Consider the following 19,103-nt stretch of genomic DNA (forward strand, 5'->3'; position numbering starts at 1 on the left):
CAAAAAGCGAGCAAGTCTACACCCAGGTGCGCACGCTCGAAAACAAGTCTTACAGACCATTTACCTGCCAAATGGTTGCAGGATGCGCCGTGGCGCACCCTGAAATACCTACCGTTTAGGCAGGGCCAGGCTCAGCAAGAATAGCACCGCGGCACAGACCACGATCGATGGCCCGGCCGGGGTGTCCTTGAACCAGGACATGGCCAGGCCGCCACAGACCGCGACCACGCCCAGCAGGCTGGCGCCCAGCGCCATCTGCTCGGGCGAGCGGGCATGGCGTTGCGCCGTGGCGGCGGGAATGATCAGCAGCGAGGTGATCAGCAGCACCCCGACGATCTTCATCGCCACGGCGATGACCACCGCGATCAGCAGCATCAGGCCCAGGCGCAGGCCCGCCACCGGCAGGCCCTCGACGGTCGCCAGCTCCTCGTGCACGGTCACCGCCAGCAAGGGGCGCCACAGCGCAGCGAGCAGCACCAGCACCAGGGCGCTGCCGCCGAGAATCCAGGCCAGGTCGGTGGTGCTGATCGCCAGCAGATCGCCGAACAGGTAGGCCATCAGGTCGATGCGCACGTCATGCATGAAGCTCAGCGCCACCAGGCCTAGGGACAGGGTGCTGGGCGCGAGGATGCCGAGCAGGGTATCGGAGGCCAGTGGCTGGCGCTGTTGCAGGGTCACCAGCAGGATCGCCAGCAGCAGGCAGCCGACGGTCACCGCCAGCGCCGGGCTGACGTCCAGGGCGAAGCCCATGGCCACGCCCAGCAGCGCGGCATGCGACAAGGTGTCGCCGAAGTAGGCCATGCGCCGCCAGACCACGAAAGAGCCCAGCGGGCCCGCCACCAGCGCCAGGGAAAGACCCGCAAGCAGGGCATATAGAAGAAAATCAGCCATGCTTGCAGTGCTCTCCGTGAACATGGGCGCCAGGGGCGACCACCGCACCATGCAGGTCGTGGCTGTGGTCGTGGTGGTGGTGATAGATGGCCAGGCTCGGGGCGTTCTGGCCGAACAGCTCGACGAACGCCGGGTCGCCGCTGACCTGCTCCGGATGGCCCGAGCAGCACACGTGGCGGTTCAGGCAGACCACCTGGTCGGTGGTGCTCATCACCAGGTGCAGGTCGTGGGAGACCATCAGCACGCCGCAGCCGTGGCGGTCGCGCAGGCGCGTGATGAGGTTGTACAGTTCGGTCTGGCCGACCACGTCCACCCCTTGCACCGGCTCGTCCAGCACCAGCAGTTGCGGCTCGCGCAGCAGCGCACGGGCCAGCAGCACACGCTGCATCTCGCCACCGGAAATGGTCTGGATCGGGCTGTCGATGACCTGTTCGGCGCCGACTTCCTGCAGCGCCGAGAGGGCGGCGGCGCGGTCCACGCCGGGCACCAGGCGCAAGAAGCGCAGCACCGACAGCGGCAGCGTCGCATCCACCTGGATCTTCTGCGGCATGTAGCCGATGCGCAGCTTCGGTTTGCGCCACACCTTGCCACGGTGCGGTTTCAACAGCCCGAGCACGGCGCGCACCAGGGTGGTCTTGCCGGCGCCGTTGGGGCCGATCAGGGTGACGATCTGGCCTGGCGCCACCGACAGGTCGATGCTGTCGAGCACCGCCTCGCCGCCAAAGGTGACGCCGACCTGCTCGAGGCGGATCAGTGCATCGCTCATGCTGCGCTCCGGCAGTTGCTGCACAAGCCGACCACCTCGACCGTCTGGGTCTCGACGCTGAAGCCCACGCCCTGGGCGCTGCTGACGATGGCATCGCTGATGCTCTGCTGTTCCAGCTCGATGGCCACGTGGCATTCGCGGCAGATCAGGAACTGGCCCTGGTGCGCGTGCTCCGGGTGGCTGCAACCAATGAAGGCGTTGAGCGAGGCGATGCGGTGCACCAGGCCGTTTTCCAGGAGGAAGTCCAGCGCGCGGTACACCGTGGGGGGGGCGGCGCGGCGGCCGTCCTGCTCGCTGAGCACGGCCAGGATGTCGTAGGCGCCCAGCGGCTTGTGGCTCTGCCACACCAGCTCCAGCACGCGCCGGCGCAGTGCGGTCAGGCGTAGGCCCTGGCGGGTGCACAGGGCATCGGCTTCGGACAATGCGCTGTGCACGCAATGGGAATGATCGTGGGGACGGTTGGCCAGCGGCGTGATGGACATATGGGCAGCGACGGTTCTGGATGGAGACGTTATTATGTTACCTGTTTCTGACGACTCGAGTAATGAACGTGTCCCGATTCCTAGTGCTTTTTGTCGCTTTCATCGCCTGCTCGGCGCAGGCCGACGTGCGCGTGCTGACCAGCATCAAACCTCTGCAGCAAATCGCCGCAGCGGTGCAGGATGGTGTCGGCACCCCCGACGTGCTGCTGCCGCCCGGCGTGTCGCCGCATCACTACGCCTTGCGCCCATCGGACATCCGCAAGGTGGCCGACGCCGACCTGGTCTATTGGGTCGGCCCGGATATGGAGAACTTCCTGGTCCGCGTGCTGGCCGGGCGCAGCAAGCCGACGGTGGCCGTGTACTCGCTCAAGGGCATGAGGCTGCGCCATTTCGCCGAGGACAGCCACTCTCATGACGAGGCCGGTGCCGACGATCACGATCATGACCATCGCCCCGGCAGTCTGGATGCGCATCTATGGTTGTCGACGGCCAATGCCCGGGTGATCGCCAACACCATGGCTGCCGACCTTGCGCGTACCGACCCTGACAACGCCGCACGCTACATGGCCAACCGCACGGCCTTCGTCGAGCGTCTGGATGCCTTGGATGCACGCATCAAGGCGCGGGTGGCGGGTGTCGCCGGCAAACCCTACTTCGTGTTCCACGAGGCGTTCGACTACTTCGAAGATGCCTACGGCCTCAAGCACACTGGGGTTTTCAGCGTGGCTTCCGAAGTGCAGCCGGGGGCGCAGCACGTGGCTGCGATGCGCAAGCGCCTGCAGGAGGTGGGCAAGACCTGTGTGTTCAGCGAGCCACCGATCCGCCCGCGCCTGGCCGAAACCCTGACTGCCGGGTTGCCGGTGCGGCTGGCGGAACTGGACCCGCTGGGGGGCACCGACCCGGTGGATGCCAAGGGGTATGAGCGGTTGCTGGAGAAGCTGGGTGGCGACCTCGCCGGTTGCCTGGAACAGTTGTAAGGCGGTTCCGGCCCTTTCGCGGCTAAAGCCGCTCCTACAGAGCGTCACTATCCCTGTAGGAGCGGCTTTAGCCGCGAAGCAGGCGACGCGGTATCAGAGCGCGAACGGCAGGTGCAACGCCACCTGCTGACGCTGCGCCAGACGCACCTCGAACTCACGCGGGTCATGGATCATCACATCCATCCCGGCGAACGATTCTGCCGCGATCAGGCGCGACAACCAGAAGCGCACGCAGGCCACCCGCAGCATTTCCGGCCACAGCTCGGCTTCGGCCGCGGTGAACGGCCGCAGCGCCGCGTAGGCCGCCAGCAGGGCCTGGGCCCGTGGCAGGTCGAGGGCGCCGTGCTCGTCCAGGCACCAGTCGTTCACGGTGATGGCGATGTCGTACAGCATCGGCCCCGAACAGGCGTTGTAGAAGTCGATCACGCCGGTCAGGTGGGTGCCTTCGAACATCACGTTGTCGCGGAACAGGTCGGCGTGCAGGTTGGCCCGCGGCAAGGCCAGGATCTGCGCCTTGTGCGCGTCGATCTCGGCGAGCGCTGGCTGCAGCAGCGCGGCCTGCTCGGCGCTGAGGTGCGGCAGCAGCTCGGCGCCGCTGGCCAGCATCCAGTCCAGGCCGCGGTCGGTGCGGCGCTCGATGATGCGCTCGCGGGTGGCCAGGTGGATGTGCGCCAGCAGCTCGCCGACCTGGGCGCAGTGCTGGTTGTTGGGGGCCTTGATGTGTTTGCCCGACAGCCGTGGCTGCAACAGCGCCGGCTTGCCGCACAGCTCGCGCAGGGCGTTGCCGTCGCGGTCACGCAGGGCGTAGGGCACGGGCATGTCGGCGTCGTGCAGCACGTCCAGCAGGTCGATGAAAAACGGCATGTCCTCCACCGGGCCGCGCTCGACCAGCGTCAGGACGAACTCCCCCTGTTCGAGGCTGACGAAGAAGTTGCTGTTTTCGGTGCCGGCGGCAATGCCTTGGAAGTCGAGCAGACGGCCCAGCTCGTACGGCGCCAGAAAGGTTTCCAGCTCAGGCCGGGTCACGGGGGTGAAGACTGACATGATGAAGAGTTGCCCATGCGGGCACTTCCGCCGGGAAGTGCCAGGTTGATGTGAACGTTACGCGTCAGATTACCACTCGAAGATCTTCCAGGACGGAATCAGCATGTCCGGTTGGTCGGATCGAATGAAATTGCCATCGGAGCCATCGGCGCGTACCAGGAAATAAGGCTTGCCATGTTTCGGCGTGACCTTGATCGCATACAGGAAGCCGTTCTGGCGGTATTCCTGGATGGTCCGGTCGCCTTCGGTGCGGATGGTTACATCGGGATCGGCCGATGGCGCATCATCCGCTGCCATTGCGACGACAGGCGTGGTTGCCAACAGGCCGAGCAGTAACAGGCGATTGAGTCTACGCATGATAACCTTGTCCCTTTGTCGTCATTGATCCGGCTATTCTAGCTCCGGACCCGCCGAAAAGGTTGATTCTGCTCATGAGCCAAGCGCCCCTCGTCCTGGTGGACGGTTCCTCCTACCTCTACCGCGCCTTCCACGCCCTGCCACCGCTGACTACCTCCAAGGGCATGCCGACCGGCGCGGTCAAGGGTGTGCTGAACATGCTCAAGAGCCTGCGCAAGCAATACCCCGACAGCCTATTCGCCGTGGTCTTCGACGCCAAGGGTGGCACCTTCCGCGATGCCATGTTCGCCGAGTACAAGGCCAATCGCCCGAGCATGCCGGACGACCTGCGGGTACAGGTCGAGCCGCTGCACGCCAGCGTCAAGGCCCTGGGCTACCCGTTGCTGTGTGTCGAGGGCGTCGAGGCGGACGACGTGATCGGCACCCTGGCCCGCAGCAGCGCGGCCTTGGGCCGCCCGGTGATCATCTCGACCGGCGACAAGGACATGGCGCAACTGGTGGACGGCCACGTCACCCTGGTCAACACCATGACCGGCAGCGTGCTGGACGTTGCCGGCGTGCACGAGAAGTTCGGCGTCGGCCCCGAGCACATCATCGACTTCCTCGCCCTGATGGGTGACAAGGTCGATAACATTCCCGGCGTGCCGGGCGTTGGCGAAAAGACCGCGGTCGGCCTGCTGACCGGCATCGGCGGAGGCTTGAGCGACCTGTACGCCAACCTCGACAAGGTCCCGTCCCTGGCCATCCGTGGTGCCAAGACCCTGCCGGCCAAGCTCGAAGAGCATCGCGACGCGGCATTCCTGTCGTACGAGTTGGCCACCATCAAGCTCGATGTGCCGCTGGACATCGAAGTCGAGGCGCTGGTCTGCGGTGAGCCCGATCGCGAGGCGTTGCTGGCGCTGTACACCGAGATGGAGTTCAAGAGCTGGATCGCCGAGGTGCAGCGTGACGCGGCCCAGGCTGGCGAGGCCATCGAGGCGGTGGAGCCTCCGGCGGCGCAGGTCGAGCCGAAGTACCACACGATTCTTGAACAGGCCGATTTCGACGCCTGGCTGGAAAAGCTCCGCCAGGCGCCGCTGTTCGCCTTCGATACCGAGACCACCAGCCTGGATGCCCAGCAGGCGCAGCTGGTCGGCCTGTCGTTCGCGGTCGCGCCGCACGAGGCTGCCTACGTGCCACTGGGCCACGACTATGAAGGCGCCCCGGCCCAGCTGGACCGCGAGGCCGTGCTGCTGGCGCTCAAGCCGCTGCTGGAAGACCCGAACAAGGCCAAGGTCGGGCAGAACGCCAAGTACGATATCAACATCCTCGCCAACGGCTCGCCGGCCATCGAGATGCGCGGCGTGGCCTACGACACCATGCTCGAGTCGTACGTGTACAACTCCACCGCCACCCGCCACGACATGGACAGCCTGGCGCAGAAGTACCTCGACCACGCCACCATCGCCTTCGAGGACATCGCCGGCAAGGGTGCCAAGCAGCTGACTTTCAACCAGATCCACCTGGACAAGGCCGGCCCCTACGCCGCCGAGGACGCCGACATCACCCTGCGCCTGCACCAGGCGTTGCAGGCGCGCCTGGCACAGACGCCGAGCGTGCAGCCGGTACTGATGGACATCGAGATGCCGCTGGTGCCGGTGCTGGCGCGCATCGAACGCCAGGGCGCGTTGGTCGATGCCGAGCTGCTCAAGGTGCAGAGCGGCGAGCTGGGCGTGAAGATGGCCGAGCTGGAGCGCCGCGCCTTCGAGCTGGCCGGCGAGGAATTCAACCTCGGCTCGCCCAAGCAGCTCGGCTCGATCCTCTATGACAAGCTGGGCATGCCGGTACTGAGCAAGACTGCCAAGGGCCAGCCATCCACCGCCGAGGCGGTGCTCGACGAACTCGCCGAACAGGGTTATCCGCTGCCCGAGGTGCTCATGCAGTACCGCAGCCTGAGCAAGCTCAAGAGTACCTACACCGACAAGCTGCCTGGGCAGATCAACCCGCGCACCGGGCGTATCCACACCTCCTACCAGCAGGCCGTGGCGGCCACCGGGCGGTTGTCGTCGAGCGACCCGAACCTGCAGAACATCCCGATCCGCACCGCCGAAGGCCGGCGCATTCGCCAGGCCTTCGTCGCCAGCCCCGGCTACAAGCTGTTGGCGGCGGACTATTCGCAGATCGAACTGCGCATCATGGCTCACCTGGCCAAGGACGAGGGCTTGCTGCATGCCTTCCGCAACGACCTCGACGTGCACCGGGCCACGGCCGCGGAAGTGTTCGGCGTGGCCCTGGAAGACGTCACCACCGACCAGCGCCGTAGCGCCAAGGCTATCAACTTCGGCCTGATCTACGGCATGAGCGCGTTTGGCCTGGCCAAGCAGATCGGCGTCGATCGCAAGCAGTCGCAGGACTACATCGACCGCTACTTCGCCCGCTACCCAGGCGTGCTGGCCTACATGGAGCGCACCCGTGCCCAGGCCGCCGAGCAAGGCTTCGTCGAGACCCTGTTCGGCCGTCGCCTGTACCTGCCGGACATCAACGCCAAGAACCCGGCCCTGCGCAAGGGCGCCGAACGCACGGCGATCAACGCGCCGATGCAAGGTACCGCCGCCGATATCATCAAGCGGGCGATGGTCAACGTCGACAACTGGTTGAGCAGCAGCGGCCTGGATGCCCGGGTGATCCTGCAGGTGCACGACGAACTGGTACTGGAAGTGCGCGAAGACCTGATCGAGCAGGTGAAGGATGAAATCCGCACGCACATGAGCAGCGCCGCGCAGCTGGATGTGCCGCTGCTGGTCGAGGTAGGCATTGGTTCGAATTGGGACGAAGCTCACTGATCGAGCGGGCAAAGCTGTGTAGGATCCGTGGCGAGTGCTGCGGATCCTGTCAGACAGTTCTGAAGTTTCATGAAACTATCGCAAATAGTTTCCAGAGCCCAGGAACTAAACCGGTGAAACGCCACTCAGAGTTAATGAATGGCTGGTGAAGCCTTTCGATGCTCCTATGTTGTGTTAAGTGTTGGCAGATATCTGGACCTCGCCCTAGCGGTCCGGACTTGAACCCCGAACTTCCCCCTCCCCATACGAAGTCCGGGGTTTTTTTTGCCCGGAATTTGACTCGGAGCTCGTGAAGAACACTGTGGGCTTGCCCGCGAACCTGGGCAAAGCCCAGGCCATCCACCGCGCTGGATGCTTCGCGGGCAAGCCCGCTCCTACAGGTAGTCTGTGTGGCTCTCAGGCTGCCGGCTTGTCTTCGAGCTCCATCCAATCGGCCAGCACCCGGTAGGCCTCTTCCAGGCCCAGGCGCTTGGGCGCCGAGAACAACTGGATGGTCACTCCATCGCCCCAGCCCTTGCGGATCTCCGACTGCACCTTGAGCAGGGTGTTCTTGCCCGCGCCGTGGGTCAGCTTGTCGGCCTTGGTCAGCAGAATGTGCATCGGCATGCCGCTGGCCTTGGCCCAGTCGAGCATCATCTTGTCGAAGTCGGTCATCGGATGGCGCACGTCCATCATCAGGATGACCCCGCGCAGGCACTCGCGGCTGCCCAGGTAGGCTTCCAGGTGGCGCTGCCAGTGCTGCTTGAGCGGGATCGGGACTTTCGCATAACCGTAGCCCGGCAGGTCGACCAATCGCCGTTCATCGTCCAGACTGAAGAAATTCAACAGCTGGGTGCGCCCCGGGGTTTTCGAGGTACGCGCCAGGCTGGCATGAGTCAGGGTGTTGAGGGCGCTGGACTTGCCGGCGTTGGAACGGCCAGCGAAAGCCACCTCGTAACCCTGGTCGTCCGGGCATTGTTCGACCTTGGCGGCGCTGAGGGCGAATGTGGCTTTCTGGCAGAGGCCGAGGATGGGGTTCTTGACTTGCATGGGATATCCGATGTGGGTGTTGCCAAGGCCAAGGCCGGCAAGCGGTGTCGTTTCCGTTTGGATGGCGGAAGTATATAATGCCCCAGTTTTTGTGTGCTCATTCTTCCAGCGAAGAGGAATGCGCATGGGGTGCCGAACAATAGCTCGCGCAATAGAACGCAGCGCGGCCCCCAACCCTGTCAGGTCGCTGCGCATGGCGCAATGGCTGCTTGCTGTCGGTATGTTCCTGCCGTTTTACGGCGCACAGGCTACACAGGATCCCGAGGCGTTGTACAACCGCACGTGTGCGGCCTGTCACGCCGGGCAGTTGCCACAGGCACCCGAGCGGGGTGACCGGGCAGCCTGGGAGCCTAGGCTGGCGCAAGGCATGGACACACTGGTGGGGCATGTTACCCAGGGTTTCAAGGCTATGCCGCCGCGTGGATTGTGCATGGACTGCAGTGCCGAAGACTACCGTTTGGTCATCCTTTGGATGAGCGGCAGTCCCGATACATAACATTTCACCCTTAGCCGTGTTGGATTAGCTGATGAACAAACTAGTCGTGAGTCTGCTGTTGACCATGGGTGTCGCAGGTGCGGCCACTGCTGCGCAACCTATCCAAGGCGATGCCGCCGCCGGCCAGGCCAAGACGGCCGTCTGTGGCGCCTGCCACAACCCCGACGGCAACAGCCTGGCGCCGAACTTCCCGAAACTGGCCGGCCAGGGCCAGCGCTACCTCGAGAAACAACTGCACGACATCAAGTCCGGCAAGCGTACCGTGCTGGAGATGACCGGCATGCTGACCAACTTCAGCGAGCAGGACCTGGCCGACATCGCCGCCTACTTCTCCAGCCAGAAGGGCAGCGTGGGCGCCGCCGATCCCCAGCTGGTCGAACGTGGCCGCGCCTTGTTCAACGGCGGCGACCTGCAAAAAGGCATGCCCGCCTGCACGGGCTGCCACTCGCCCAATGGCGCGGGTATCGCCCTCGCCGGTTTCCCGCACCTGGGCGGCCAGCATTCGCAGTACGTGACCAAGCAGTTGACCGACTTCCGCGAAGGCAACCGCACCAACGACGGCGATGCCATGACCATGCGCACCATCGCCGGCAAGCTGAGCAACAAGGATATCGAGGCGTTGGCCAGCTATATCCAGGGCCTTCATTAACATTCGGTTAATGCTGCAAGGCTAAAGATGAAAGGGCGGCGCGGACCGCCCTTTTTTTCGTCCGCAGCCGTTACACTACAGAACCCGGGCCCTTCGCCAGCGGTCATAGCACCGGTCGCGTCGAGGCGACCAATGAATGCTCAGGAGTAAAGCATGCGTAAACTGATTCTCAGCGCCGCGCTGGTCGCTGCCAGCGCCTTCGGTATGGCTGCCGTCCAGGCCGCCGAGCCTGCCACCGCCGGCAAGGAATATATCGAGCTGAGCAACCCTGTTCCGGTGTCCCAGCCAGGCAAGATCGAAGTGGTCGAGCTGTTCTGGTACGGCTGCCCCCATTGCTACCACTTCGAGCCGACCATCAACCCGTGGGTCGAAAAACTGCCCAAGGACGTCAACTTCAAGCGCGTTCCGGCCATGTTCGGCGGCCCTTGGGATGCCCACGGCCAGATGTTCCTGACCCTCGAAGCGATGGGCGTCGAGCACAAGGTCCACGCCGCGGTGTTCGATGCCATCCAGAACCAGCACAAGCGCCTGACCGACCCTGAGGACATGGCCGACTTCCTCGCCACCCAGGGTGTCGACAAGGACAAGTTCCTCGCCACCTTCAACTCCTTCGCCATCAAGGGCCAGGTCAACCAGGCCAAGGAACTGGCGAAGAAGTACGAAGTCACCGGCGTACCCAGCATGGTGGTCAACGGCAAATATCGCTTCGACCTCGGCACCGCTGGCGGGCCAGACGGCGTGCTGAACGTCGCCGACCAGCTGATCGCCAAGGAGCGCGCCGCTCAGTAAGCGGCGCAACCCATGCCCCGCTTCCGTAGCACGCGTGGCATTGGCCTGCACCAGCCGCAGGTCAACGAACATCACCTGCAGGCCAGCGGCCTGCCCGAGGATGGTCGCCTGCGGCTGCTCAGCTTCAATATCCAGGTCGGCATCAGTACCGAGCGCTATCGGCACTACCTGACCCGCAGCTGGCAGCACCTGTTGCCGCATACCGGGCGCGCCGGCAATCTGCAGCGCATCGGCGAGCTGCTCAACGATTTCGACCTGGTGGCCTTGCAGGAGGCCGACGGCGGCAGCCTGCGCTCGGGCTACGTCAACCAGGTGGAGCACCTGGCCCAGCTGGGCGCCTTTCCCTACTGGTACCAGCAGCTCAACCGCAACCTCGGGCGTTTCGCCCAGCACAGCAACGGCGTGCTCAGCCGTCTCAAGCCACAACTGCTCGAGGACCATCCGCTGCCCGGCCCCGCCGGTCGTGGCGCGATCCTGGTGCGTTTCGGCGAAGGCGAGGACGCGCTTATCGTGGTGATGATGCACCTGGCGCTCGGCGCCAAGACCCGCGCCCTGCAGCTGAGCTACATCCGCGAGCTGATCGGCGGCTACCGCCACCAGGTGTTGATGGGCGACATGAACACCCATGCCAACGACCTGCTCGAGCGTTCTGCCCTGCGCGACCTGGGGCTGATCGCCCCGCAGGCCGAGGCGACCTTCCCCAGCTGGCGCCCGCAGCGCTGCCTGGACCATATCCTGCTCAGCCCGAGCCTGACCCTGGAGCGGGTCGAGGTGCTGGCGCAGCCGATTTCCGACCACCTTCCAGTCGCCGTCGAGATCCGATTGCCTGATGCATTGACTGTGGATACGCTGCCGGTCCTGACCTAGCTCAGCCTGGCGCTTGGCAACCCTCAAGTGTTGCCGCCGCTTGCCGAAAGCCAGTCATCACAGCCACCCGATGCACCACCGTTGCGGATCAAGGCATGACCGAAGAAGCTGAGCGCTGGAAAGAAAAATACCTCAAGAGCATCGAGCAGCAGGAAAAGCTCGAGCGCCGCTGGGAAGCGCGTCTCGACCTGCTGCGCCGTGGCCTGGTGCGCAGCTCGCTGGCCGCCGAAGGCAGCGACAAGGCGGTCGACGAATGCATGAAGGAAATGCGCGAGGTCATCCGCCGCGACAACATGGATGCCGGCTTGGCCGGGCTGATCCCGCGCCTGGAAAAGGCCGTGCTGGATTCCGAGCAGCGCCGGGAAACGCGGATGAACCAGGTCAGCGATGCGCTGACTGCCTTGGTGACCCAGCTGCAGACCCTGCCGCTCTCGGGCGACCTGTCCCGGCCGTTGAAGAAGCTGGCGAAGAAGCTCGACGGCGGCGTCAGCCAGTCGCGGGAGCTACCGCCGCTGCTGGGCGAGCTGAGCGGCCTGCAGGGGCGTGCATTGTCCGCGCTGAACGCGCCGGGCGAGCCGGCCCGACCGGGGTTGCTCCAGCGCTTGTTCGGGGGGCGTGACGGCGAGCCGCACGAGGATGCACAACCCCCGCTAGAGGCCGCAGCGCCCGTGCCTGGCGTAGCTGCGCCCGGGTCGCCGGCGTCGAGCGAATCGCCGCAAGCCGCTGATATCGATGCTTTGCAACCATTGGCTCCCGCAGCCGAAGCCGCTGAGCAGGCGCCCATCGCCGAGCACCCGGCGCAGGTAGAGCCCGCGTCACCCCAGCCCGAAGGGCAAGCCGCGTCCGATCTGCCACCGGCGCCGCCGGCACCCGGCCAGACCCCGCCCGAGACCTCCCTGGCGCTGTCGCCCAGCGAGTCGGCAAGCTCCGAGCCTGGGCCTGAGCCCGTCGCCGAACCCGCGGACCAAGCGCCCGACGCCCCGAACCCCGTCTCCCAGGACATTGTCTCCGAGGCCTCCGAGGCGTTGCTGGGGGAGGATGGCCCCTATGCCCTCCCCGACGCTGTCGAGCCCCCCTACAGCCAGGTCGCCGCGCATATCGAACAGACTCTGCTCGGCCTGCTCGACGACCTCAGCCTGCCCGAGCGGCACAAGGCCCAGGCCCTGGAAATGCGCAACCGGGTGGCTCGTGGCTTGAATTGGTACGAGTTGATTCCGGTGCTCGACGACCTGGCGGTGCTCATGCTGGCGATCACCGACAGTGGCCAGCACGAATTCGAAGCCTACCTGCAGCAGCTCAACGAGCGCCTCGAAGGCTTCCAGAGCCACCTGCACGAAGCCAGTGCCGGGCATGCCGACAACAGCTCGGCGGCGCGCGAACTGGATAACCAGCTGCGCGAACAGGTCGGCGGCCTGCAGAACAGCGTGCAGGGCGCGGCCGATGTCGACAGCCTCAAGCACATCCTGGAAAACCGCCTGGAAGGCCTGTTGACCACCATGGACGAGCACCAGCACGCCCGTGACCGCCGCGAGCAGGAGCTGGCCGGGCGTCTGCACGGGCTGGCCGAGCGCGTGGCGACCATGGAGCAGGAGGCGCTTGGCTACCGCGAACACTTGGAGGAACAACGCCAGAAGGCCCTGATCGACCCGCTGACCGGGCTGCCCAACCGGGCGGCATGGAGCGAGCGCGTGGAACAGGAGATCCAGGATTGGCAGGAAAACGGCGGCCATCTGGCCATGGCCATCCTCGACTTGGACCACTTCAAGCGGATCAACGACGGCTACGGCCACCTGGCCGGGGATAAAGTGCTGAAGATCGTCGCCGGGCAGTTGAGCAAGCGCCTGCGCGGGCGCGATTTCATCGCCCGCTTCGGCGGCGAGGAATTCGTCCTGCTGCTGCCGCAGACCTCGCCCCCGGCCGCTGCACAGGTGGCCGAGAGCATGCGCGCGGCGATCGAGGCCTGCCCGTTCCACTTCAAGGGCGAGCGGGTGGTGATCACCGTGTCGATCGGCCTGGGTGCGTTTCGCACCGGCGAGCATGGCGACCAGGTGCTCAAACGCGCCGACGAGGCGCTCTACCGCGCCAAGTCGCTGGGACGCAACCGCGTGGAGCAAGGCTAGCGGTTATACTGTAGCGCTCCCAGGCAGAGGCTCTTGATGTGTTTTCCTTCGCTAAATCCACGCTTATCGCGGCGCTGATGTTGACCGTGGCCGGTTGTTCCACCGGCCTGCGCATCGACCGCAGCCACCCTTCCGCCAACCAGGACAACCGCATTCAGTTCGTCGTCCTGCACTACACCAGCGCCTCGCTGGAGCGTTCGCTGGCGCTGCTCACCCACGGCGAGGTCAGCAGCCACTACCTGATCGGCGACGGCCCAGGCACCATCTACCAGCTGGTCGATGAAAGCCGCCGCGCCTGGCACGCCGGCGACAGCCAGTGGCAGGGCCGTACCTGGCTGAACTCCAGCTCCATCGGCATCGAAATCGTCAATCCGGGCTTCGACGATACCCCCAATGGCCGGGTCTGGTACCCCTATAGCGAAGCGCAGATCCAGTCGCTGATCGCCCTGCTCAAGGACATCGTCAAGCGCAACGGCATCGAGCCTCGGCACATCATCGGCCACAGCGATATCGCGCCACTGCGCAAGCTCGATCCCGGGCCGATGTTCCCCTGGAAGCGCCTGGCCGACGCGGGCCTGGGCATCTGGCCAGAGCCTAACGCAGTGGCGCGCCAGCAGATGTATTTCAGCGCCAACCCACCGACCATCGGCTGGTACCAGCAGGAACTGGCGCGCTTCGGCTACGCCATCGAACAGACCGGGCAGTTGGACGTCGCCACACGGCATGTGATCGCCGCCTTCCAGATGCGCTTCCGGCCGCAGCGCTTCGACGGCACTCCAGATGCCCAGACCGCTGCCATGTTGCAGGTGCTCAACCGCATGCGTTGAGCCGCTCCGCTCAATGGCCGCGCCAATTCGCCATCCAGTTGCTATACCTTGGTAATCAACTGGATGCTTGCGATGCCGGCTCTCATGACTGCGCTGCGCCAATTTTTCTACCGACCCTGGATGCTGGCCACCCTCGCAGCATTGGCCAGCGCCGCAGTATTGCTCACCGCCAGCTTCGGTATCGCCCTGCACCAGATGAAACAGAGCGAGAGTGCGCAGATGAATGCCCAGGGCGAACGCTTTCTCGAGCGCCTCGAGCAGGTGTTCGGCCAGTTGCGCCGTTCGGTCGATCAATTGCAGGCACAACCCCTGCGCGGTTGCAGCGCCGCGATGATGGTGGCGTTGCGCGAGGCCGCGCTGGGTTCGCGGTTCATCTACGAAGCGGCCTACGTCGATCGTACCTTCGCCTGCTCCAACCGCGGCGCGCTGCCGGCTTTCGTGCCGTTGCGCGCGCCGGATATCCAGGGGCCCACCTATAGCTATTGGCTCAACACCACCACCGAACCCGACGAGAACCTGGCCGCGCTGATGCTCGGGCGAGGCAATTTCCTGGTATCCACCTCGCGTGGGCACCTCACCGACGTGGTCGACCTGCCGCCGGGGGGGAGCTTGCTGGTGGTGCTCGACAACGGCAACCGTGCTATTCCGGTACTTGGCCCGCGCCAACCGTGGCCACCGGCGGCGGGCTGGTGGGTGTCTGGGCAGACAGCGCTGCTCGAATTGACTGACCGGCTGGTGTACCGCATGCCGACCAAGTCGCCGGACTATCAACTAGTGCTGATGGCCCCTCGGGCCAGCTTGCCCCTGCGCATGAACGGCACGCTCTGGCTGTTGTTCCCCGGCAGCGTGCTGGCGGCTTGCTGCATCGGCTGGCTGGTGTTGCAGCTGATCCTGCAGCGGCGGTCGATGAGCAACGAACTGCAGAACGCTCTGCGCCGTGGCGAGCTGCAGGTGCTCTACCAGCCCATCATCGAGCTGGACAGCCGTCTCTGTGTGGGCGCCGAGGCGCTGGTGCGTTGGCGCCGGCCTGACGGCAGCCTGACCAGCCCCGACCTGTTCATCCCGCTGGCGGAAAACACCGGGCAAATCTGCGAGATCACTGACTTCGTGTTGCAGCGGGTACTCGAACAACTGGGGCATCTGTTGCGCGCGAATCGCAACCTGTACATCTCGGTGAACCTGGCGGCCTGCGACGTGATGGTGCCACGCATCGGCCGGGTGGCGGCACGCTTGCTGGCGCATCACCGGGTGTCGCCGCGGCAGATCGCCTTCGAAGTCACCGAGCGCGGGCTGATCGACGTGGTGGTGGCGCGTGACAACCTGCAGGCACTGCGAGCGGTGGGCCATCAGGTGCTGATCGACGACTTCGGCACGGGCTATTGCAGCCTGGCCTACCTGCAGACCCTGCCGGTCGACTGCCTGAAGATCGACAAGGCGTTCATCGATGCGTTGGGCCACGATGCTGCCAGCAGCGGCGTGGCGCCGCATATCATCCGCATGGCCCATGACCTGCACCTGCGGGTGATCGCCGAAGGCATCGAGTGCGAAGACCAGGCGGTGCTGCTCAACAGCGAGGGGGTCAACTACGGCCAGGGCTGGCTGTTCGCCCACCCGCTCAATGCCCGGCAGTTCATCGAGCTGGTGCTGCGTGGCAGGTACAGGGTCGTACCGCCGAGGGGGGATGAGGCCTGAAGGCCCGGCATCGGTTACACCGGCAGCGCCATGTAGAACTGGGTGCCCTGCCCCGGGCGTGAAAACACCCCCATGCGCCCGCCATGCAATTGCACGATCTCCTTGCACAGCGCCAGGCCAAGGCCGGCGCCGCCTTTCTTGCGCCCGACCTGGACGAAGGGTTCGAAGATCCTTCCCTGCTGCCCGTAGGCAATCCCCTCGCCGTTGTCCTCGACGCTGATGATCACCCGCTCGGCGTGCCGCCGCGCATGCAGGCGGATATGGCCACCGGACGGGGTATGGCGGATGGCGTTGTGCAGCAGGTTGTCGAGTACCCGGTCCAGTTGGGCGACATCGGCCTGGATGCGTGGCAGTGGCCCCTCCAGCGCCTTGACCAGCTCGATCTGCTTGTTGCCCGCCTGCTCGGCGAAGCGCAACTGCGCGCGATCGAGCAACTCGTCGATGGCGCATGGCGCCAGTTCCAGTTTCTGCAGGCCGCTCTGGTAACGCGAGAAGTTCAGCAGGTCGTTGATCAGCTGGGTCAGGCGTTGCATTTCCTCGCCGATGGTCTCGAGCAGGTCGTTTTCCCTGGCCTCTGGTGGAAATTTCACTCGCTCGCGCAACAGGCCGAAGGCCATGTGCATGCCGGTCACCGGTGTGCGCAACTCATGGGACGCGCGCAGGACGAATTCGCTGCGCACGCGTTCGAACAGGCGTTGCTCGGTGACATCGTGCAACACCATCACGGCCCCCAGAATCGGCCCCTCGGGGTGGCTGACCGGGGTCAGGCTGTAGGCCAGCAGCCGCGACTCCTCGTCGACTTCGATGGCCAGATCGTCCGGCTGGCGGTCCAGGGTGCCGCCGCGCAGCACCTGGCGCAGTTGCTGTTCCAGCTCCGGGCGTTGCAGGGCGGCGACCAGGGAGCTGCCGACGCGACTGTCGCTCCAGCCGAGCTGGCGCTGGGCTACCGGGTTCAAGTGCTCGAGGCGGCCCTGGCGGTCGATGATCAGCAGACCGTCGTCGATGCTGTCGAGCACTGCCTGCAGGCGCTGCTGGCCGGCCAGCAGTTCGTCGACGTTGGTGGCCTGGTGCTTGCGCAGGGCATCGGCCATGAGCCCGAAGCGTCGGGTCAGCTGGTTGAGTTCGCTGGCCTGGGTCAGCGGCAGGGTAACGTCGAAATTGCCCTGCCCAACCTGGTCGGCGGCCTTGGCCAAGGCCTCGATGGGCAAGCCGAAGCGGCGGGCGATGTTGTGCGCGGTGATGAAACCGAGCACCAACACCGCCAGGCCCATCAGACCGATCAGGCCACTGACCAGCAGGGCGCGGTCACGGCTGCGTGCCTCGCTCTGGGTGATGTGATCCAGCGCCTGGCGGTGGCCCTCGACCAGATCGCTGCGCAGCTGGTTGAAGGCGGCGCCCAGAGGTTGGTCGGCAGCCAGGCTGCGGGCAGGGGCCGGGCTTTCCCGGTAGGCCTGGAGAAACGCCTGGTAGTGGCTACTGGCCCTGCTGAAGCCGCTGCGTTCGCCGCCCTGCTCCAGGCCCTCTTCGAGCAAGGCCTGGAAGTTGTCTTGCAGGGCCTTCAGGCTTTCTGACGCAGTGCTGTCGTCGAGCATCAGCATCAGCTGTTCGCCGAGGTTCTGCCGCAGCTTCAAGCCGATTTCCAGGCTGTGGTTGGTGTTGCGCACCAGCTGTTGCTGCGCGGTGGCCATCTGCAGCACGCTGAGCAGGCCCACCAGCAGGCCCAGCAAGGCCACCGTGACCAGCGCCGAAATGCTCAGGAACAGCCGCGTGCGCAGCCTCATCGATAATTTCATAGGTTGTATTGCTTGCGCTTGCGGTACAGGGTCGAGGCGTCGATACCCAGGGTCTTGGCCGCTTGGTCGAGGGTATCGCTGGCGGCCAGCACCGCGCCGATGTGGGCGCGCTCCAGCTCGTCCAGGCTCAGCGCCGCACCCACGCGCGGGGCATTGCTGGCGGGTTGCTCGCCCATGCCCAGGTGGCTGATTTCCACGCGTTCCTGTGGGCAGATGATGCTGGCGCGCTCGACGACGTTGCGCAGCTCGCGGATGTTGCCCGGCCATCGGTAGTTGAGCAGCGCGCTGCGGGCCTCGTCGCTGAACCCGCGTGCCGGGCGCGAGTACTCCTTGACGAAGCGGGCCAGAAATCGGTCGGCCAGGGTCAGGATGTCTTCGCTGCGCTCACGCAGCGGCGGCAGGTGCAGGGTGATGACGTTGAGGCGGTACAGCAGGTCTTCGCGGAAGCGGCTTTCGCGCACCATTTCTTCCAGGTTGAGGTTGGTCGCGGCGAGGATGCGCACGTCGGCGCGGCGTGTGACCGGGTCGCCGACACGCTCGTATTCCTTGTCCTGGATGAAACGCAGCAGCTTGGGCTGCAGGGTGAGTGGGAAGTCGCCGATCTCATCGAGGAACAGGGTGCCGCCATCGGCCTGGTTGACCCGGCCGAGGGTGCTCTCGCTGGCACCGGTGAAGGCCCCGCGGGTATGGCCGAACAGCTCGCTTTCCATCAGCTCGGCATTGAGCGAGGGGCAGTTGATGGTCACGCAGGCCTTGCGCGAACGCTTGCTCCAGCCGTGGATGGCCCGCGCCAGTTCGCCCTTGCCGGTGCCCGACTCACCGAGGATGAGGATGTTGGCGTCGGTGGTGGCCACCTGGCGTGCGGTTTCCAGCACCGCCATCATCGCCGGGCTGTGCGAGTCCAGGCCGTCCTTGGGTTTGCGTACCTCGCCCTCGAGGGCTTCCAGGCGCGCCGACAACTGCCGTACTTCCAGCTGCTTGGCGGTGGCCAGGCGCAGCTGGTCGGGGCTGCAGGGCTTCACCAGGTAATCGGCGGCGCCGGCCTGGATGGCATCGACGGCGGTGTCGATGGCCGAGTGGGCGGTGACGATCACCACGCGCATCCACGGCGCCTGGATACGCATCTGCGCCAGTACATCCAGGCCGTTGTCCTCGCCCAGCCGCAGGTCGAGAAAGCACAGGTCGAACACCTGGCGCTGCAACAGCGCGTCGGCTTGGGCGGCGCTGTTGGCCGTGGCCACGTTGTAGCCTTCGTCTTCCAGGCAATAACGGAACGTACGCAGGATCGCCGACTCGTCATCCACCAACAGAATGCGGCCTTTGTTGTCCTGTGTTGGTTCCATTTCCTGCGCTCCTTCGGATAGATCTTTAATTAGTGTGGGAAAAATCGGGCAAGTTGCATGGTCCATTCTGAGTGATTCTGTCCTTTGCATGCTAGCCAATGGCCAAATAACCGCTCGTGGCTCCCGAATATCGATGATTGGGTTAGAGATCCGAGCTGG

General features: G+C 65.2%; 17 protein-coding genes. 9 read left to right on the plus strand and 8 right to left on the minus strand.

What is annotated here, in order from left to right:
• Window positions 1–108: 108 nt before the first annotated feature.
• The 3 genes from znuB to zur are packed head-to-tail and all read right to left on the minus strand — an operon-like array spanning window position 109 to window position 2,139.
• Window positions 109–891: a zinc ABC transporter permease subunit ZnuB gene (gene znuB / locus IAE37_RS03540; RefSeq protein WP_201169259.1), complete on the minus strand. Its 783-nt coding sequence runs from the start codon at window positions 889–891 to the stop codon at window positions 109–111.
• Window positions 884–1,657 (minus strand): zinc ABC transporter ATP-binding protein ZnuC, encoded by a 774-nt coding sequence (gene znuC, locus IAE37_RS03545; RefSeq protein ID WP_201169261.1) that lies wholly within the window; start codon window positions 1,655–1,657, stop codon window positions 884–886. The genes znuB and znuC overlap by 8 nt, the downstream gene beginning before the upstream one ends.
• Window positions 1,654–2,139 carry a zinc uptake transcriptional repressor Zur gene (zur, locus tag IAE37_RS03550; protein WP_201169263.1) on the minus strand — a complete coding sequence of 162 codons (486 nt, stop codon included), beginning with the start codon at window positions 2,137–2,139 and terminating at the stop codon, window positions 1,654–1,656. Before zur ends, znuC begins: the two co-directional genes overlap by 4 nt.
• 20 nt (window positions 2,140–2,159) lie before the next feature.
• Here zur and IAE37_RS03555 point away from each other — a divergent pair, with 20 nt between their 5' ends.
• Complete coding sequence (locus IAE37_RS03555; protein ID WP_201169271.1) at window positions 2,160–3,116, plus strand: zinc ABC transporter substrate-binding protein; 957 nt, start codon at window positions 2,160–2,162, stop codon at window positions 3,114–3,116.
• Between the two features lie 93 nt (window positions 3,117–3,209).
• Here the strand turns inward: IAE37_RS03555 and IAE37_RS03560 are convergent, their stop codons facing one another.
• Window positions 3,210–4,160, minus strand: a complete 951-nt coding sequence (locus IAE37_RS03560) for a homoserine kinase (RefSeq protein ID WP_201169274.1) — start codon at window positions 4,158–4,160, stop codon at window positions 3,210–3,212.
• 69 nt (window positions 4,161–4,229) lie between these two features.
• Window positions 4,230–4,517, minus strand: a complete 288-nt coding sequence (locus IAE37_RS03565) for a DUF2782 domain-containing protein (RefSeq protein WP_201169277.1) — start codon at window positions 4,515–4,517, stop codon at window positions 4,230–4,232.
• Between the two features lie 74 nt (window positions 4,518–4,591).
• Here IAE37_RS03565 and polA point away from each other — a divergent pair, with 74 nt between their 5' ends.
• The gene (polA, locus tag IAE37_RS03570; protein WP_201169280.1) at window positions 4,592–7,339 is read left to right on the plus strand and encodes a DNA polymerase I; all 2,748 of its coding nucleotides are present in this window, start codon (window positions 4,592–4,594) and stop codon (window positions 7,337–7,339) included.
• Between the two features lie 396 nt (window positions 7,340–7,735).
• On the opposite strand, the gene yihA is transcribed toward polA, so the two are convergent.
• Window positions 7,736–8,368 carry a ribosome biogenesis GTP-binding protein YihA/YsxC gene (gene yihA / locus IAE37_RS03575; protein WP_201169289.1) on the minus strand — a complete coding sequence of 211 codons (633 nt, stop codon included), beginning with the start codon at window positions 8,366–8,368 and terminating at the stop codon, window positions 7,736–7,738.
• 193 nt (window positions 8,369–8,561) lie between these two features.
• Between yihA and IAE37_RS03580 the strand changes: the two genes are divergently transcribed.
• The 7 genes from IAE37_RS03580 to IAE37_RS03610 all read left to right on the plus strand — a co-directional run bounded on the left by IAE37_RS03580 (window position 8,562) and on the right by IAE37_RS03610 (window position 15,808).
• A complete protein-coding gene (locus tag IAE37_RS03580) occupies window positions 8,562–8,864 on the plus strand; it encodes a c-type cytochrome (RefSeq protein WP_201169292.1) in 303 nt (100 codons plus the stop codon).
• Between the two features lie 31 nt (window positions 8,865–8,895).
• A complete protein-coding gene (locus IAE37_RS03585) occupies window positions 8,896–9,513 on the plus strand; it encodes a c-type cytochrome (RefSeq protein WP_201169295.1) in 618 nt (205 codons plus the stop codon).
• A gap of 153 nt (window positions 9,514–9,666) precedes the next feature.
• Window positions 9,667–10,302 carry a thiol:disulfide interchange protein DsbA gene (dsbA, locus tag IAE37_RS03590; RefSeq protein WP_201169298.1) on the plus strand — a complete coding sequence of 212 codons (636 nt, stop codon included), beginning with the start codon at window positions 9,667–9,669 and terminating at the stop codon, window positions 10,300–10,302.
• Between the two features lie 12 nt (window positions 10,303–10,314).
• Window positions 10,315–11,169, plus strand: coding sequence for an endonuclease/exonuclease/phosphatase family protein (locus IAE37_RS03595; protein WP_201169300.1), 855 nt, complete (start codon window positions 10,315–10,317; stop codon window positions 11,167–11,169).
• 95 nt (window positions 11,170–11,264) lie between these two features.
• Window positions 11,265–13,289, plus strand: coding sequence for a GGDEF domain-containing protein (locus IAE37_RS03600; RefSeq protein ID WP_201169311.1), 2,025 nt, complete (start codon window positions 11,265–11,267; stop codon window positions 13,287–13,289).
• A gap of 77 nt (window positions 13,290–13,366) precedes the next feature.
• Window positions 13,367–14,116 carry an N-acetylmuramoyl-L-alanine amidase gene (locus IAE37_RS03605; RefSeq protein ID WP_201169313.1) on the plus strand — a complete coding sequence of 250 codons (750 nt, stop codon included), beginning with the start codon at window positions 13,367–13,369 and terminating at the stop codon, window positions 14,114–14,116.
• Window positions 14,117–14,188: 72 nt separating this feature from the next.
• On the plus strand, window positions 14,189–15,808 hold the full coding sequence (locus tag IAE37_RS03610) for an EAL domain-containing protein (protein WP_201169315.1): 1,620 nt from the start codon (window positions 14,189–14,191) through the stop codon (window positions 15,806–15,808).
• Window positions 15,809–15,822: 14 nt separating this feature from the next.
• Here IAE37_RS03610 and IAE37_RS03615 read toward each other — a convergent pair whose 3' ends face one another.
• Together IAE37_RS03615 and algB are read right to left on the minus strand one after the other, a co-directional pair.
• Window positions 15,823–17,589: a KinB sensor domain-containing domain gene (locus tag IAE37_RS03615; RefSeq protein ID WP_201169326.1), complete on the minus strand. Its 1,767-nt coding sequence runs from the start codon at window positions 17,587–17,589 to the stop codon at window positions 15,823–15,825.
• Between the two features lie 8 nt (window positions 17,590–17,597).
• A complete protein-coding gene (gene algB, locus IAE37_RS03620) occupies window positions 17,598–18,944 on the minus strand; it encodes a sigma-54-dependent response regulator transcription factor AlgB (protein ID WP_201169328.1) in 1,347 nt (448 codons plus the stop codon).
• Window positions 18,945–19,103 lie beyond the last annotated feature (159 nt).

Source organism: Pseudomonas sp. S31, assembly GCF_016648105.1.
GTDB lineage: Bacteria > Pseudomonadota > Gammaproteobacteria > Pseudomonadales > Pseudomonadaceae > Aquipseudomonas.